The organism is Propioniciclava sp. (genome assembly GCF_047602245.1).
GTDB lineage: Bacteria > Actinomycetota > Actinomycetes > Propionibacteriales > Propionibacteriaceae > Propioniciclava.
In genome coordinates this window covers 3,066,121-3,082,825 of the sequence record NZ_JASGHT010000001.1, presented here as the reverse complement: position 1 = coordinate 3,082,825, position 16,705 = coordinate 3,066,121, and the positions used below count along the sequence as shown (strand labels likewise).

Annotated in this window: 15 protein-coding genes; 5 read left to right on the top strand and 10 right to left on the bottom strand. The window is 69.7% G+C overall.

Annotated features, from left to right (window positions below):
- Positions 1–5: 5 nt before the first annotated feature.
- Positions 6–1,091, top strand: a complete 1,086-nt coding sequence (locus QM708_RS14585) for a peptidoglycan DD-metalloendopeptidase family protein (RefSeq protein ID WP_415110083.1) — start codon at positions 6–8, stop codon at positions 1,089–1,091.
- Position 1,092: 1 nt separating this feature from the next.
- Here QM708_RS14585 and QM708_RS14580 read toward each other — a convergent pair whose 3' ends face one another.
- The gene (locus tag QM708_RS14580; RefSeq protein WP_415110080.1) at positions 1,093–2,043 is read right to left on the bottom strand and encodes a tyrosine recombinase XerC; all 951 of its coding nucleotides are present in this window, start codon (positions 2,041–2,043) and stop codon (positions 1,093–1,095) included.
- Between the two features lie 18 nt (positions 2,044–2,061).
- On the opposite strand from QM708_RS14580, the gene def reads away from it, so the two are divergent.
- On the top strand, positions 2,062–2,706 hold the full coding sequence (def, locus tag QM708_RS14575; RefSeq protein ID WP_415110077.1) for a peptide deformylase: 645 nt from the start codon (positions 2,062–2,064) through the stop codon (positions 2,704–2,706).
- A 241-nt stretch (positions 2,707–2,947) separates the two neighbouring features.
- Positions 2,948–3,406 (top strand): prevent-host-death protein, encoded by a 459-nt coding sequence (locus tag QM708_RS14570; RefSeq protein WP_415110074.1) that lies wholly within the window; start codon positions 2,948–2,950, stop codon positions 3,404–3,406.
- Positions 3,407–3,550: 144 nt separating this feature from the next.
- Here the strand turns inward: QM708_RS14570 and QM708_RS14565 are convergent, their stop codons facing one another.
- The 7 genes from QM708_RS14565 to QM708_RS14535 form a co-directional block, all read right to left on the bottom strand.
- Entirely contained in the window at positions 3,551–4,351 is an 801-nt protein-coding gene (locus tag QM708_RS14565; protein WP_415110071.1) for a TrmH family RNA methyltransferase, read from the bottom strand.
- A 76-nt stretch (positions 4,352–4,427) separates the two neighbouring features.
- Positions 4,428–5,210, bottom strand: a complete 783-nt coding sequence (locus tag QM708_RS14560) for a maleylpyruvate isomerase N-terminal domain-containing protein (protein WP_415110068.1) — start codon at positions 5,208–5,210, stop codon at positions 4,428–4,430.
- 51 nt (positions 5,211–5,261) lie between these two features.
- Positions 5,262–5,696, bottom strand: a complete 435-nt coding sequence (locus QM708_RS14555; RefSeq protein WP_415110065.1) for a hypothetical protein — start codon at positions 5,694–5,696, stop codon at positions 5,262–5,264.
- A gap of 1,321 nt (positions 5,697–7,017) precedes the next feature.
- Positions 7,018–8,808 carry a methionine--tRNA ligase gene (metG, locus tag QM708_RS14550; protein ID WP_415110062.1) on the bottom strand — a complete coding sequence of 597 codons (1,791 nt, stop codon included), beginning with the start codon at positions 8,806–8,808 and terminating at the stop codon, positions 7,018–7,020.
- Positions 8,809–8,826: 18 nt separating this feature from the next.
- Positions 8,827–9,903, bottom strand: coding sequence for an adenosine deaminase (locus QM708_RS14545; protein ID WP_415111453.1), 1,077 nt, complete (start codon positions 9,901–9,903; stop codon positions 8,827–8,829).
- A 38-nt stretch (positions 9,904–9,941) separates the two neighbouring features.
- The gene (locus QM708_RS14540; RefSeq protein WP_415111450.1) at positions 9,942–11,153 is read right to left on the bottom strand and encodes an aminoglycoside phosphotransferase family protein; all 1,212 of its coding nucleotides are present in this window, start codon (positions 11,151–11,153) and stop codon (positions 9,942–9,944) included.
- A gap of 45 nt (positions 11,154–11,198) precedes the next feature.
- Entirely contained in the window at positions 11,199–12,533 is a 1,335-nt protein-coding gene (locus QM708_RS14535) for a hemolysin family protein (RefSeq protein WP_415110059.1), read from the bottom strand.
- 61 nt (positions 12,534–12,594) lie between these two features.
- Here QM708_RS14535 and QM708_RS14530 point away from each other — a divergent pair, with 61 nt between their 5' ends.
- On the top strand, positions 12,595–13,560 hold the full coding sequence (locus QM708_RS14530) for a glycosyltransferase (RefSeq protein ID WP_415110056.1): 966 nt from the start codon (positions 12,595–12,597) through the stop codon (positions 13,558–13,560).
- A complete protein-coding gene (locus tag QM708_RS14525) occupies positions 13,553–14,395 on the top strand; it encodes a glycosyltransferase (RefSeq protein ID WP_415110053.1) in 843 nt (280 codons plus the stop codon). Before QM708_RS14530 ends, QM708_RS14525 begins: the two co-directional genes overlap by 8 nt.
- Here the strand turns inward: QM708_RS14525 and QM708_RS14520 are convergent.
- Positions 14,373–15,593 (bottom strand): glycosyltransferase family 2 protein, encoded by a 1,221-nt coding sequence (locus QM708_RS14520; protein ID WP_415110050.1) that lies wholly within the window; start codon positions 15,591–15,593, stop codon positions 14,373–14,375. The two genes, QM708_RS14525 and QM708_RS14520, sit on opposite strands and share 23 nt — an antisense overlap.
- The gene (locus QM708_RS14515) at positions 15,593–16,696 is read right to left on the bottom strand and encodes a glycosyltransferase family 2 protein (protein ID WP_415110048.1); all 1,104 of its coding nucleotides are present in this window, start codon (positions 16,694–16,696) and stop codon (positions 15,593–15,595) included. Before QM708_RS14515 ends, QM708_RS14520 begins: the two co-directional genes overlap by 1 nt.
- Positions 16,697–16,705 lie beyond the last annotated feature (9 nt).

Here is a 16,705-nt window from a genome sequence, read left to right as displayed (position 1 = left end):
AAGACATGACCACTCACCACCCGGGCGTCCGGGTCAACATCACCAGTCGCTCACGATCTTCGACCCGGACCGGTCCCAGCGGCACACCTCGACGGGCTTCATGGCGGAAGCGATCTCGGCGTCCTCGACGACCCGTCCTGCTCGCGCTCACGCTGGCGCTGGCGGCGATCACCGTGGTCGTCGGAGTGCCGCCGGCGTGGGCGTCCGGTGCGGTGTGGCCGCTGCGGGGAGCCGTCGTGCGCGGGTTCGATCCGCCCGAGGTGGCCTGGGGCGCAGGGCATCGCGGCGTCGACGTGGCCGGTGCGGTCGGGGCAGCGGTGCGCGCGCCCCGGGATGGGGTGATCAGCTTCGCCGGTGCCGTGGCCGGACGCCCGGTGCTGGTCGTCGACCACGGCGAGACCCGGACGACGCTGGAGCCGGTGACCGCGGCCGTCGCGGTGGGCCGGCGCGTGTCCGCGGGCGAGGTGATCGGGCACCTGAGCGCGGGCCATGCCTGTGCGGCGGAGGCCTGCCTGCACTGGGGACTGAAACGGGGCGAGGAGTACCTGGACCCGCTGGTATCGGTGAGCGACGGCGTCCGGTTGCTGCCGGATTCGGCGGCCGGTGAGGTGAAGAAGCGCGCCGATCAACGCCGGGCCGCCGCTGCCGCGCTCGCGGCGATGGGCGCACTCGCCGGTGCCGGTTTCGAGGGCGGTGCGGGGGTGCTGGCGGTTCCCACCCGCGGGCGGATCACCTCGGTGTTCGGGCCGCGGTTCCATCCGATCTTCAAGGAATGGCGCACGCATCAGGGGGTCGACCTGTCCGCCCCGTGCGGGACGCCGATCCACGCGGCCGGGGACGGCACCGTCATCCATGTGGGTTTCGACTCCTCCGGTGGCTGGCGGTTGATCATCGCGCACGGCACCATCGGTGGCGTCGACTTGCAGTCGGTGTACCTGCACGCGCAGGGCTACCGGGTGCGGGTCGGCGAGCGGGTCGGGCGCGGCCAACTCGTCGGCACGGTCGGTTCGACCGGATGGTCCACCGGCTGCCACCTGCACTTCTCGACCAAGGCGAACGGACGCCACGTCGATCCGCAGAAGTGGTGGTGAGTCAGGCGCGTGGGTGGGCTTGGCGGAACGCCTCGCGGAGCCGCTCGTTCGTGACGTGGGTGTAGATCTGCGTGGTGCCGAGCGAGGCATGCCCAAGCACCTCCTGGACGCTGCGCAGGTCCGCGCCGCCTTCGAGGAGGTGGGTGGCCATCGCGTGCCGTAGCCCGTGCGGGCCGAGGCCCGGGGCGTCCGGCACCGCGTCGAGAGCGGCATGCACGACGCGCCGGACCACGCGTGGGTCGATGCGCGCTCCGCGGGCGCCCACGAAGACGGTGTCGCCGGCGCTCGGCGCGGCCAGCAGGTGACGATCGGCGAGCCAGGCGTCAAGGGTGTGCTGGGCGGGGGCACCGATCGGCACCGACCGTTCCTTGTCGCCCTTCCCACGGACGCGCAACAACCCGCGTGCTTCGTCGATGCCGGTGCGATCGAGTCCGCACAGCTCCGAAACCCGTAGTCCGGACGAATAGAGCACCTCGACGATCGCCAGGTCGCGCCGGGCGATCGCCCGCTCGCGTGCGGCGTCCACACCACCTCCTCCCGGTGCCGGATCGGCGACCCGTGACTCGAGGTGATCGAAGAGAACCTTGACCGCGGCGCGGTCCAGGGTGGGTGGCAGGCGGCGGTCGGCGCGGGGGGCTTGCAGCGCGCTGCCGGGGTCGGTCGGCGTCCGGCCGGTGGTGTGGGTCCAGGCGAAGAAGACCCGGGCAGCGGTGGCCCGGCGCGCCATCGTGGTGCGGGCGGCGCCCCGGCGGTGCAGGTCGGCCAGCCAGGCCCGAAGGTCGCGATGGTCGAGGTCGGTCCAGGAGGACGCCCCGCGCGCGGCGGCCCAGGCGGCCAGATCGAGCAGATCACCCGCATAGGCGCGCCGGGTATGCGCGGACAGGTTGCGCTCCCAGCGCAGGTGCTCGGCCCAGGCGTCCAGGTCACGGGCGAGTCCCGGTGCGGGGTTCATGGGCGTCAGCGTGCCAGAATGGTCGGGTTGCCCGGGCACCCACACGCGGACGGAGAAGAGATGGCGATCGAGGAACTCATGACCGGTGGCACCGTGCTGCCGATCACCCGGTGGGGCACCCCGGTGATGCATGAGGAGACCAAGCCGGTCACCGAGTTCGACGACGCTCTGCGTGCGCTGATCCGCGACATGTTCGCCACCATGCGCGCCGCCCACGGGGTGGGACTGGCCGCCACCCAGGTCGGCCTCGGCATCAGCCTGTTCGTGTTCGAATGCCCGGACGCCGACGAGCGGATCCGCTACGGCGCGGTCTGCAACCCGGTGGTGACCACGCCGCGAGGCAAGGACCGCCAGCTGGAGAAGATCGACGAAGGCTGCCTGTCGTTCCCGGGCGGCTACCAGCCGCTGGCCCGCGCCGACCGCGCCGTCTGCGTCGGGCAGGACCCGTGGGGCAACGAGATCACCATCGAGGGCACCGGCCTGCTGTCACGCTGCCTTCAGCACGAGACCGACCACCTCAACGGCATGGTGTTCGGCGACCGGCTGTCCTCGCGCTCCTACCGCAAACTCGAGGAGCAGGTGGCCGCCCTGGCCCACCTCTACCCCGAGGACTGGCCGGTGACCGCCAAGCGCACCACCGCCTCCCGCACCGAGGACGCCTGAGACTCCCTCACGATCCGCGCCGCCGAGTGCTCACACTCCCACTCCCGCGCGCCCGATCCTGTCGCGCTCTCCACTCACGCGCACGATATGAACCGTTGCGCGCGAAATTTCGTGCGCAACGGTTCATATCGTGCGCGGGAAGCTCGGTCCTCGTCGGGGTGTGCTCCATACGCCGATCGGTTGCCAGCACCCCGGGCGTTTTACGCCAGAGTTCCGAACACGTTCCGAATATTGTGGGGACATGACCTTCTCGACTGGCTCTTCTACCCGGACGCGGCGTTCCTCGGACCTAAGCAAGCACTCCGCTGAGGTCTTCGCCGAGGCCGAGAAGCACCCCATTACGGTGACTCGCCGCGACGGCGAGGCGCTGATCCTGATGTCTGAGCGAGAGGCCCAGACGCGTTCCCGCCTATTCGACTTCGCTGCACAGCTCCTTACCGTGACCCTCGATGACCGCGGCTCACTCGCCGAGCGTATGACCAGAGCCTTCCCGTGGATGCTCGCGCTGTCACCGGCCGACAGAGATATCTGCGCTCAAGACCTCGTCGATGCCGCGCGGGCTTCGTTCTCGACCGGCCAGCCGCACCGAGCGATCTCCGAGTTGACGTCGTGGAAGGAGACAGCCACTGCGCTGGCCGCGGGCCTCCGCACCACCGACCTCGCATGGCTGGATGAGCACGAGAACGTGGAGCGTCCCTGATCGTCGCCGCCGTTCAGCCACAGCTCACGCTCTTGCGCACGATGTGCACCGTTGCGCACGAAATATCGTGCGCAACCGTTCATCTCGTGCGCAAGAAGCCCGGCGACCTCGAGACACGGCCCACAGAGGCGCCCAGCAAGGACGTCAGCGCAAAGCCCAGCAGGCGATCGCCGTTGCGGCGGCCACGTTGAGGGAGTCGACTCCGTGTTGCATCGGGATCGACACCACGGCGTCCGCTTGCGCCAACCAACGCCCTGACAGACCCGCGCCCTCGGTGCCGACCACGATGGCCAGCTTCTCGGGGACGCCGGCGGCCAGGTAGTCGTCCAGCGACACGGCGTCCGGCGTGAGGCCCAGTGCCACCACGGTGAAGCCCGCTTCGCGCAAGGCAGGCAGGGCGGACGCCCAATCGTCCACGCGCGCCCACGGCAGCGAGAAGACGGTACCCATGCTCACCTTGATCGCCCGCCGGTACAGCGGGTCGGCGGCGCGCGGCGCCAGCAGGACGCCGTCCCAGCCCAGGCCGGCGGCGTTGCGGATGATCGCGCCGACGTTGGTGTGGTCGACGATGTCTTCGGCAACGACCAGGCGCCGCGCTCCCAGCAGGCCGGCCATCGGCGTCGGAGCATTGCGATGCAGGGACGCCAGCGCGCCACGATGCACGTGGAAGCCGGTCACCTGCTCGGCGAGCTTCTCGGTAACCACGTAAACGGGGGCGTCCGGATAGCGCTCGATCAGGTCGCCGAGCCCCGGAATCCAGCGTTCGGCCAGCAGAAACGACCGCGGCGCATAGCCGGCCTCGATCGCGCGCCGGATCACCTTCTCACCCTCGGCGATGAACAGCCCGCGCTCGGTCTCCAGCGCCTTGCGCAGTGAGGTGTCCCGCAGCGAGACGTAGTCGGCCAGCCGCGCATCGGCGGCGTCGGCGATCTCGATCCGGTTCATGCGTGCCGATCGTTAACCGTGAGGGCGGCGTCCATGCTGGCCAACGGACGCCTCGAGTGTCCGCGCATACCCGGCCTCATGACCAGACGATCGTGACGCGTTCGCGCCAGCCACGCCACCAGGCGTCATCGGCGCCGACCGAGGAACCGCGGTTCCACAAGGCCAGATACACAGCAGCCGCGCTGCCCTCGATGACCTGATCGACGTTGGCCGCGATCAAAGGAGCCTTGACCTCCTCGACCCGGGTCGCCGAGGTGCGCTCGTCGCCGCCGGTGAGCAGCCAGGCGCGTGCGGCGTCCGTGGCATGTACCAGCACATGTTCGCCCACCGCGAGCGCGGGGGGATCGGTGCGTCGCGGGACCGCTCCTGTCAGCAGTTCGTCCACGCCGTCGGCCGCCAGCCAAGCCGGCACCCACAGCTCGGCGGCGGTCACCGAACGCCCCAGCCGGGCGGCGATGGTGTCGGCCGCATGGATCGTCGTCTCGTGCACCATCCGGCGCAACCAGGCGTCCCGCGGCGGCGGCGCATCGTGCAGGAAGAAGCGGATGTCGAGATCCTCCGGTGCGGACGCGAACGCGTTCAGCAACTCGACCATGCCGTCGTCGAACCAGTCGAGCAGGTCGGCGGACGCCGCCGCTTCCGCCTCGACGACCTTCTCGGGGCGCGGTTTGCTCTTGGTGACGAAAGCAGCCGACCAGCGGTGGACGACGCCCATGTGCGTCACCAGGTCGCGCACCCGCCACCCGGGACAGTTCGGCACCTCGGCGTCCAATCCGGCACTGGCGGCGTTGCTGCGCAGCACCGCGCACGCGTTGCCCAGCGCCTCGCCCATCTCACGGAAATCCTGAACCTCAACCACGGCGGGCACGCTACCAGCGATGGCCAGGCGTGACCCGGTGACGTGCCCGAACTAGCACTCCGGGTCCGCATCCGCCTGCGTCTGGTGACCGGCGATCCAGATTGCTTGGCCCAGAGTGAGCGCCGTGTCGCGGGCCCTCATCACCTCACTCCTCAGACTCCACACGATCTCCTGGCACTCAGCGGGCGTGCTGTTCTGGTCGAAATAGCCCTGAATCATGCCCTCCAAGAGAAGCCCGAGTGGCGCTGACTCCATCAGCAGGCCCGGAGCGGACCAGTGCGCACTGAACGCAGGAGCATCCAGAGGATATTTCGCGAGGGCGGCGGCAAACACCTCCTCAGGAAGATCCCGACGGGTAAAGATCGCGGACCGGGCGAAGGGCTCCGGATCGGTGGCGATCGCGATCATCGCTTCGATGGGCAGACCGGGGACGACCGCGAGGTCCGACTTGTCTCCCGGCGTTCCGGTGGCGGCAAGGTGAATCATCTCCTCGCGACTCAGGTCGTCATACCGGGCCAACTCAGATCGATCCTGAGGGATCAGCCCTGTCTTGACACCGCTCCACCGTCCACGTCGGCTCCCCATCCGGACAATCTACGCCCGTGCAGCCTCGAGCGCAGGGACGACTGCGGTCGGCTTGGCCACAACTCTCCACTAGGGTTAGGTAATGCTAACCACACCTCCGTCCGGGCTGCGTCGGACCGCCGCATTGACCTGCGCAGCCTTGACCGCGCTCGTGGCCGGTTGCAGCGCGCCGGTGAGCACTACGCCAGACGAGAGCAGTGCGCCGATACGAGGGGTGCGGATCCCTCCAGGCTTTGAAGACCTCCCCCGCTGCGAAGCCCGTCACATCCCTGTTCAGGACATCCCCAATCTGGGCTCACCAGGGTGCGACCTGTCCGGCTCGACCCTGGAGTTCCCCGACGGGACCATCACACACGTCGGCCCTGTCGGCGAGAACATCGTTTCTCAGGACAGCGCCACGGATTGGATCGAGTACAGAACGCTGAACTGGGGAGTACCTGGCATCAGCGCCGCTGATCGTCAAGGACAAGGAACTCGTGGACTCCTGGGCCAGCAGCCCTGAAGCAGACCGCCTTCTGCACGAGGACCTGAAACTCGGATAACCCCAACCTCGGATCGAGCAGAGCCAGCAACAGGCCCAGGCGTCCGAACACGACACCATCTCGTAAGTCTGGGCGATGCTCCGGCCGTAGACCTCAGGACCGCTCACGGTCCCGAGGCCCGGCCAGGCATCTCTCCCCCGACGAAAACACACCAGCACCTCCGGCGTGCGGTGCGACGGCGTCCCCCGGTTGCCTCGCACACGGCACTCCTCGCGCGGTGAGACGCCACCCCCCAGTTGCGTCGCACTCAGCGCTACTCATGCGGTGCGACGCCCTCCCCCAAGTGCGTCGCTCTCGGCATGAATGCCCTGCGTTTCCCTCCGAGCGGCACCTCCCCCGAAGGCCGCCCACTCACAAAGACCCACCCCCACCCAAATGATGACGCGACCCGACAGAGAATCCTGAACTCTCTTTCACTATCGACTTCGATGCCCGACGGGGCAGCGCCGCCCACGTGCCGCCGACGCTCGCCCGGGCGGCATCTCTGACCCGGACATGGCGTCCCACATCGCAAAAATCAGCCACTCGGCGGCCGCTACACGGCCCTCCGGGCCCGCCGAGTGGCTGATTCTTGCGAGAGACGCAGGCAGGCTCTGGGTCACCGAACGCCACCGTCCGCGCCCAGTCAGCCGGTCGTCGTCCGACAAAGTCGCCCGGCGCGACGAAGCGCCGGGCGAGTCTCAGCTGGCTTGAACCGGCGCCCAGGACGGGCCTGTCTGGCCTAGCTTCTCGTCGAGCTTGGCGAAGATCGGGGTCGGCTTGGCCAACGGGGTGCCGACGGCGATCGGGCGCGACGCCCACACCGCCTGCTCGGAGGCGTAGTCGCCGGTCAGCACAGGGTAGGACGGGGCGTCGTCCTCGTCGACGACCGTGATGGTCGGCTGGGCCGCCCAGACGCCTTCGCCGCCGAGCGCCTCGAACACCTTCTGGGCCGAGTGCGGCAGGAACGGGGTGAGCAGGGTGTTGCAGTCCTGCACCGCCTGCAAGGCCACGTGCAGCACGGTGTCGCGGCGTTCCGGGTCGGCCTTGAGCTTCCACGGCTCGCAGTCGGAGATGTACTTGTTCGCCAGGCTGACGATGCGCATCGCCTCGCTGATGGCCTGCTTGAACCGCGCCCGGCCGAGCAGTTCCCCGACGGTCACGAAGGCCGCATTGCAGGCGTCCAGCAACGCGCGGTCGATCTCCTGCAACTCGGACGCGGCAGGAACAGCACCCACGTTCTTGTGCGCCATCGAGATGGACCGGTTGACCAGGTTGCCCCACTCGTTGGCCAGCTCGTAGTTGGTGCGGCGGACGAACTCGTCCCAGGTGAAGTCGGTGTCCTGATTCTCCGGGCCGGCGACGGCGATGTAGTAGCGCAGCGCGTCCGGGCCGAACTCGGCGAGGAAGTCGCGCACGTAGATCACCTTGTTGCGCGAGGAGGAGAACTTCGACCCCGACATGGTCAAGAATTCAGAGCTGACGATCTCGGTGGGCAGATCGAGCTCGCCGAACGCCGACGGCGTGCCGCCCAGCGAGCCCTGGCCGTTGGCGCCGAGCAGGATGCCGGGCCAGATGACGGTGTGGAAGGTGATGTTGTCCTTGCCCATGAAGTAGTACGACTCGGCCTGCTCGCCGGTCCAGTAGTCGCGCCAGGCATCCGGATTACCGGAACGGCGCGCCCATTCGATGGACGCCGACAGGTAGCCGATCACCGCGTCGAACCACACGTAGATGCGCTTCATGGCGGCGTCCGACCAGCCTTCCAGCGGCACCGGGACGCCCCAGTCGAGGTCGCGGGTGATGGCGCGCGGCTGCAGTTCCTTGGCGAACTGTTCGGAGAACCGGATCACGTTCGGACGCCAGTCGGTGCGGGTGGCCAGCCAGGCCTGCAGCTGCTCGGCGAGTGCAGGCAGGTCGAGGAAGAAGTGCTCGGTCTCGATGAACTTCGGCACCTCGCCGTCGATGCGGCTGCGCGGGTTGATCAGGTCGGACGGGTCGAGCTGGCGTCCGCAGTTGTCGCACTGGTCGCCGCGGGCGCCGTCGAAGCCGCACAGCGGGCAGGTGCCCTCGATGTAGCGGTCGGCCAGGGTGCGGCCGGTCGACGGCGAGATGGCGCCCATCTGCGTCTTGGCGACCACGTAGCCGTTGCTGTGCAGTGCGGTGAACAGCTGCTGCACGACGGCGCGGTGGTTCAGCGTGGTCGTGCGCGTGTACAGGTCGTAGGACAGGCCCAGACCTTGCAGGTCCTCGACGATCACCTGGTGGTACTTGTCGGCGGTCTGCCGGGCGGTCAGCCCTTCGGAGTCGGCCTTCACCTGGATCGCGGTGCCGTGCTCGTCGGTCCCCGACACCATCAGCACGTCGTTCCCGGCCATGCGCTGGTAGCGGGAGAAAACGTCCGCGGGCACCGCGAAACCGGACACGTGCCCGATGTGGCGCGGCCCGTTGGCGTACGGCCAGGCCGCGCAGGTGAGGATCCGAGAAGTCATGGACGCCAGCCTATCGGCTCAGGCGCCGGCCCCCAGACGCGCATACCCCGGCAGAACGGCGTCCTCGATCAGCCGGCGGCGTGCCGTCTCACCGACGAAGGCGGCCTCGGCTGCGTTCACCGTGAACCGGCGCAGATCCTCCAGTGTGTACCCGAAGGCGTCGGCCAGCAGGCCCATCTCGCGGCTCATCGTGGTGCGGCTCATCAGCCGGTTGTCGCAGTTCACCGTGACCCGCATCCCGGCCGATTCCAGCACGCCGAACGGATGATCGGCGACACGCGAACAGATCCCGGTCTGCAGATTCGAGCTCGGGCACAACTCCAGCGCCACCCCCTGCTCGCGCACCCGCCGGGCGGTCTCCCCCAGCTTCCACCCGGACGCCGTACGTTCCACATCCTCGGCCAGCCGGGCGCCGTGCCCGATCCGCCACGCACCCCAGTCCAGCGCTTCGGCGATGGACGCCACCCCGGCCGCCTCGCCGGCATGAAGGGTGCAGGGCAGGTGATGGGCCCGGATCAACTCCAGTGCGGGCGCCTGCTTCGACGGCGGAAAACCGTCCTCGGGCCCGGCGATGTCGAACCCGGCCACCCGGTTCGCCTCGCCGTCCTCGACGAGCAGCCGCGCGACGGCGTCGGTCGGCTCGTGGTGGCGCAGCGTGGTCACCAGTTGGCGGGCGACGATCGTCCGCCCGGACGCCGCCGCCTCGGCCTCGCCCTCGGCCAGCCCGTCGCGGACAGCCTCGACCGCCTCGCGCATCGTCAGCCCGCCGGCCACGTGCTGCGCCGGCGCCCAGCGCGCCTCGGCGTACACCACCCCGTCGGCGGCCAGGTCGACGACGAATTCACGGGCGACCCGCACCAGCGCCGCGCGGGTCTGCATCACCGCAACGGTGTGGTCGAAGGTGGTCAGGTATTCCACCAGCGATCCGGAGTCGGCGGAGGCGAAGAACCAGTCGCCGAGGGCGTCGGGGTCGCTCACCGGCAGCTCGTGGCCGATCTCGGCGGCCAGTTCGGCGACGGTCGCGGGCCGCAGCCCGCCGTCGAGGTGGTCGTGCAGTACCACCTTGGGTGCGGCCACCAGCTTGTCGGCATCGATGCTCATCGGGTTCCTCTCGTCGTTGGTGGTGGATCGGCTCACGACACCTGGCGCACCAGCGCCACCGCCGAATCGATCATCCAGGTCGTCTCACGCTCCCAGTTCGGCTCCTGGCCGCGGTGCGGTCCTGTGGCCAGCGACACCACCACGGCGGCCGCCCGCAATCGCAACTCGACCGGGTCCACCCGCTCGTCGAACACCGGCACCCAGGCGCGCAGCAGGCCGTGGACGCGCTCGGTCTGCTCGGCGTTCATCCGCTGGATGGTGGACAGGTGGGCGATCAGGCAGGCCAGGTCGTCGGCGCGGCGCCCGGGGCCGATGGTGTCGACGTCGAGCATGCCCACCACCCGTCCGCCCGCCACGTGCACCTGCCCTTCGTGGAAGTCTCCATGCGTGGGCTCATCCCCGGGCGGGATGCCCGCCAGGCCCGATTGGATCTGCCGGGCCAGCCATTCCAGCCGAGGCTGCTGCGCGGGCAAGGCGGACCCAATGATCCGCGCGTAGTGGTCGACCGCGTCCGCCCACGGCGGCCGCCGCTCCAGCGCGGCGACGGCGGGCGGCATGGCGTCCAGCATGCCGATCAGCTGCTCGGCGGTACACGGCGCCACCGGGTCGAACACAGCTTGTGCGAGCGGACGCCCGGGCAGTTGCCGCAGCACCACCAGGTGGTCACTGGTCCGGGCAACGATCTCGGGCGCGGGCACGCCTGCCTGGGTGAGCAGGGCATGCCGCTGGGCAACCTGGTCGGCCAGGGCGGCGCGCAGCACCTTGACGAAGAACGACTCACCACCTCGGACAGCCGCCCGCAGCACCGCTCGGCGCCGGGGACGGTAGGCCACCATCTCCAACTCGATATCGTCGGCCGTCAGCGTCCGGTCCCCCAGGCGCGCCTCGTTCAGCACCGCCGCCATCGAACCGGCGTAGGCGGCGCGCGCCAGCCCGGGCAGATCGGGGTCGTTGGGGTACAGCCAGACGGCGACCTCCCGGTCGCCGTCGGCGAAGATCTCGGCCCGCGAATCGGAGGCGGACAGTCCGTTGGCGCGCGCGCTCACGCCCAACAGTTCCTCACGACGCCCGAACGGCCAATCGACCACCGCGCCGTAGGTGGCCGTGGTCGACTGGTGCGGGTTGGTGTCGATGTGCTCCAGCACCCACTCGATGAGGGTGCCGCCGGCGTGGCCGACGGCAGCGCTGAGCAGCGCGCCCACCCCATCGGAGGTGAGCAGCTCTGCTCCGTCGTCCGGCACCAGGCTCCTTCCCGCGCCGCGCGCGTGGCAACGCCTACGCGCGGGAGGCTACTCGATCGGCTCGCGCGGCGCACCGGACGCGGCCGAGGTCAGGTGAAGCCGCGCCACGCGGCGTCCGTCGAGTTCGGTCACCGTGAAGGTGAACTCCTGGCCGTCGCCCTCCCCGCTTCCGGTGGGAGCGAGGGTGACGGTGAGCGTGTCGCCGAGGACGGGCAGGCGTCCCAGTTCGGCCATCACGTAGCCAGCCACGGTGTCGTAGGGGCCTTCGGGCATCACGTAGTGCCAGCGCTCGGCGAACTCCTCCAAGGTGGCGAGGCCGTCCAGGTCGTCGCTGCCGCTGGGCCGGGTCTGGGAGTCGTCCAAGTCGAATTCGTCGGTGATGTCGCCGATGAGCTCCTCCACCAAGTCCTCGATGGTAACGATGCCGGCGGTGCCGCCGTACTCGTCGCGGACGATCACCATGTGGTCGTTGGTGGCCTGCATCGCCGAGAGCGCGCGCAGGATGCGCAGGCTGTCGGGCAGCGAATTCACCGGGCGGACCAGCTGGCTGATCGGGGCCTGCCGGGCGGACGGGTCGAGGTCGAACAGGTCGCGCACATGTAGGAAGCCGAGCACATCGTCGACGTCGCGGCCCACCACCGGGTAGCGGGAGTGGTAGCCGTCGGCGACCTGGCGGATCGCCTTGTGGGCGGGCATATCGCCGTCGAGGAAGTCGACCTCGGTGCGCGGGATCATCGCCTCGCGCAGCGTCACCTGGCCGGCGGCGAACACCTCATCCACGATCTGGCGTTCTTCATCGCCCAGCGTCGCCGAGCTGGACACCATGGCGCGCAGTTCCTCGTCGGTGACCTCCTCGCGTCCGGCGCGGGGATCGCCGCCGAGCAGGCGCACCACGACGTTGGTCGACACGCCCAGGAACCAGATGATCGGGCGGGCGATCAGGGCGATCACGTTCACCAGCGGGCCGAGGGTGAGCGCGAACCCTTCCGCGCGCTGCATGGCCAGGCGCTTGGCGGTCAGCTCGCCCAGCACGATCGAGAAGTAGGAGATCACGATGGTGATCGCGACCAGCGCCAGGCCGTCGGCCATCGCCGCCGGGACGCCCCAGCCGGCCAGCACCGGCGCGAACACCGGGGCCAGGTTGGCGGCACCGAAGGACGCCGACAGGAAGCCCGCCAGCGTGACACCGATCTGCACCGCGGACAGGAACAGGTTCGGATCCTCGGCCAGCCGGGCCACCGTCTGGCCGCGCTTGCCGCGGGTGCTGAGGGCCTTCACCTGGCTGTCGCGCAGCGAGACCAGAGCCATCTCGGCCGCGGCGAACACACCGCCGATGAGGATGAAGAGGAAGACGAGCAGGATGTTGGAGAGCGTCGAATCCACCCCTCCATCGTATCGGGGTGGCGGAACCGCCCTCGTCGCGGCCTCGGCTAGGGTTTCTGGCGTGAATCAGGACGCACCGGAACGCGCACGGGTGGTGGCTGTGGTGGTCGCCTGGAACCGGCGCGATCTCCTCGCCCAGAACCTGGACGGGCTCGCCGCGCAGACCCGCCCTCTGGACGCCGTGGTCGTGATCGACAACGCCTCCACCGACGACACCGCGGCGCTGGCGGCCGGGCATCCGGCGGTCACCGAGGTGGTCACCCTGCCGTCCAATACCGGCGGGGCGGGCGGGTTCGCCGCCGGCATCGCGCGGGCGATCGTCAGCCACGACGCCGACGCGGTGTGGATCATGGACGACGACACCGTGCCCACCCCCACCGCGCTCCAGGCGCTCTTGGACGCGCGCGCGGCCTACCCGGGCGAGGTCAGCGTGGCGGCCTCCCGCGCGGACTGGCGGGATGGGCGCGAGCACCCGATGAACACGCCGCGGGTCCGTCCCGGCGCCTCCCGCGCCGACCGGGAGTCCGCCGAACGGGCCGGTGGGTACCCGATCCGTTCGGCGTCCTTCGTGTCGATCCTGCTGGACGCCGGCGCGATCCGCCGCCACGGACTGCCGATCGCCGACTACTTCCTGTGGAACGACGACTTCGAGTACACCGCCCGGCTGCTGCGCGACGGTGTCGGGCTGTACGTACCCGCGAGCCGGGTCTATCACCTGACCAAGGTCTTCGGCTCCTCCGATGCCGATCCCGGCGCCCGCTTCGTCAACGAGGTGCGCAACAAGGCCTGGCTGTTCACCCGCTCGGACGCGCTCGGCCCGCGCGACCGTGCGCTGTACGCGGGCTCCACCCTCCTGCGCTGGGTGCGCATGCTGGCCCGGTCCGGCGACCGCGCCGCCCTGGCCGGCTACGGACGCCAGGGCCTCGCCCAGGCGCGCCGGGCGCCGCGCACCACGACCCAGGTGCTGGCCGGTACCCCGGTCGCCGCCGACGTGGCCGCTGTCGAGAAGGGTGCGGGCCGTGCCTGAGACCGTCCCGTTCTCGGTGCTGCTGCCCGTCTACGGACGCGACGAGCCCGCCCATTTCGTCCGTGCCGTCACCTCGGTCACCGGCGAGCAGACCCTGCGGCCGTCCGAGCTCGTCGTCGTCGTCGACGGACCCGTTCCCGACGGGCTGCGCTCCGTCCTCGACGACCTGGCGGCAGGCCGCCTCACCGACCAGGTGCCGGTCACGCTGGTCCCGCTGCCGGAGAATGTCGGGCTCGCCCGCGCGCTCACCGCGGGTCTGGAGGCGTGCGGCCATGAGATCGTCGCCCGCGCCGACGCCGACGACATCTCGCTGCCCGCGCGCTTCGCACGCCAGGTGCCGCTGGTCGCGGACGGGCTGGACCTGATCTCGGCGGCCATCGCAGAGTTCACCGACGACGAGCACGAGACCGGACTGGTCCGCACCTGGCCCAGCGACCCCGACGAGATCCGCACGCTGGCGACCTTGTGGGATCCGTTCAACCATCCGGCCGTGGTGTTCCGGCGCAGCGCCGTCCTCGCCGCCGGCGGCTACCAGCATCTGGACCGCCTCGAGGACTACTGGCTGTTCGCGCGCATGCTTGCGCACGGTGCCCGGGTCGGCAACGTCACCGAACCCCTGGTGCTGTACCGGGTCGGCGCGGGCGCCTACGACCGGCGCGGCGGCTGGACGCTGTGGCGCTCCGAGATCGCCCTGCAGCGCAAGCTGCGCGGAATCGGCTTCACGACACGGCTCCAGTTCGTCCGCAACCTGGCGATCCGGACGACGTGGCGTTTCGTGCCCGCGGGGCCGCGTCGCGCGCTCTACGCGGCGCTCACCCGTCTGCGCGGACGGTGAACCGCCACTCCAGTTCGAGCATCGCCAGCGCCTGCTGACGCTGGGCCTGGTCCTCCATCTGCTCGGCGAGTTCACGGAACCGGTCCCGTTCGGCGCGGACGGTGGCGGGCATGATCCGCCCCGCAACACCCCGGGCCTTGGCCACCGTGGCGCTGTCGCGCACCCGCCGTGCCAGCGCGCGCGCCGCGTGTTCCGGTCCCCGCGCACCTTGCCAGGCGAGCAGAGCGGCCTGGCGGGAGCGCTCGTCCGAGCCCGGCTGGCCGCCGGCCAACTCCGCGTACAGCTGCTGGGTGGCTGCCGGGAGCGCACTGAGCCAGGGTCCGTCGGGGAAGAACTCGCCCAGTAGCCGGGCGAACGAGGCGAGCAGGTCGCGCCCGAGTTCGCCGGATTCTCCGATCGCGTCGGTGGCGAGGAACTCGAACACCCAGCCCAGCATCTCGGCGCGGTAGGCGTCCAGCCAACCGCGCTCGCGCCACCAGTCCAGGATCACCCGGGTGATGTGGTGGTGCTCGGTCATCATCGTGGCACGCTCGGCGAACCGGCTCGCCATCAGCGAATCGGGCCGGGAGACCCGGTAGTAGTACAGCTTGTCGGCGATCAGCGCGGTCACCCGCGCGAGCGGGTAGGCCTCGAAGTAGAACACCTGATCCTCGCCGAAAGGCACGCTCTCGTCGAACCGCAGCCCTTCGCGCAGCAGGAAGTCGCGCCGGAAGGCGCTGCGCCACACGAACGGCCGGGACGCCTCGGCGAACAGCAGATCGGGGTGGAAGCCCTGGAACAGGCGCGCGCGCGGCGTCAGCGTCCGGTGCAGCCAGCCGTTACCGAGCGAACCCGGGTGCGGGTAGGCGCCGAAGGTGACCACCTCGGCGTCCGTCTCCTCGAACGCCGCCAGGATCGTCGCGCACGCCTTGGGGTGCACGAAATCGTCCGAATCGACGAACCAGACCACGTCACCGGTGGCGGCGTCCAGCCCGGCGTTGCGCGCCGACGACAGTCCCCCGTTCTCCTTCGTGACGATGACCACGCGCGGATCGACGCCCGCCGCCATCTCCAGCAGCACACGGCTGCGGTCGGTGGAGCCGTCATCCACGCAGACGATCTCGAGATCGGTGACGCTCTGCTGGCGCACCGTGTCCAGGCAGACGGCGAGGTAGCGCTCGACGTTGTAGACCGGAAGGACGATCGACAGCCGCGGCATCAGCGCACCTTGTCGCGCAGGGCGCGGCTCGCGGCGACCAGCACGCGCTTGGGGCCTCCGGCACGCAGGTTGCGCTTCACCTTGCTCAAGGTGCTCTCGGGCACCGAGCGCTCGGCGTGCGAACGCGCCGGCGACAGCAGAATGGTCTGCAGGCCAGTCAGCTTCCACGGCTCGAAGAGCCGGATGTCGAGGTGGCCGGCGGCCTGCTCGGCCAGGAAAGCATCCCGGGTGAGAGTGAGCAGTTCCACCTTGTGCTTGTCGGCGACGCGCTCGTAATTCCAGATGCAGGAGTCGTACATCATCTTCGCCTTGACGCGGGCGAAGCGCTCCTCGAGTTCGGGACGCCCGGCCAGCCAGCGCCCGATCTCACCGTACTCGTCGAAGACCGCGTTCACCTTGCCCATCGAGTTCACCGAGGAGTTCTCGTTGTCTTGGCGGTAGTGGACGAACGCCGGGTAGACCCAGGTCAGCCGGCTGGCGCACGCCCACACCTTGAAGGTGAAGCTCAGATCCTGGAAGGAGGCGCCCGGGGTCTCCAGGAAGCGGATGCCGTGCTCGGTCAGGAAGCGACGCCGGTACAGCGCCGACCAGATCGACGGCTTGGCGTAGAAGACGCTGTCATCGACGCGCGGGTCGATCACCCGGTCGCATACATCGGGGGTGAAGACCTCGAAGAAGTCGTCACGTTCGCTCGGCGTCGACCAGTACAGCCAGAAGTTGGCCTTGGCGACCTCGGCGTCGTGACGGACGATCGCCTCATGCAGCGCGGCCAGCCCGCCCGGCTCCATGAAGTCGTCGGATTCGAGGATGGTGACGAATTCGCCGCGCGCCTCGTCCAGGCCACGGTTCATCGAGGCGCCGTACCCCGAATTGGGCTTGTCGATCACCCGGAATCGGGGGTCGGCGTCCAGGTAGCGGCCGATGATGGCGCGCGAGGAGTCGGTCGAGCCGTCGTTGATGCAGATCACCTCGAAGTCGGTGAACGTCTGCGCCTTCAGGCTCGCCAGGCACTCGTCGAGGTAGCGCTCCACGTTGTAGATGGGCACCAGAACCGAGATCGCCGGCGTGCTGCCCTCGGCACGTGTGTCGGGTGCAGTAGACATTCCCTCATC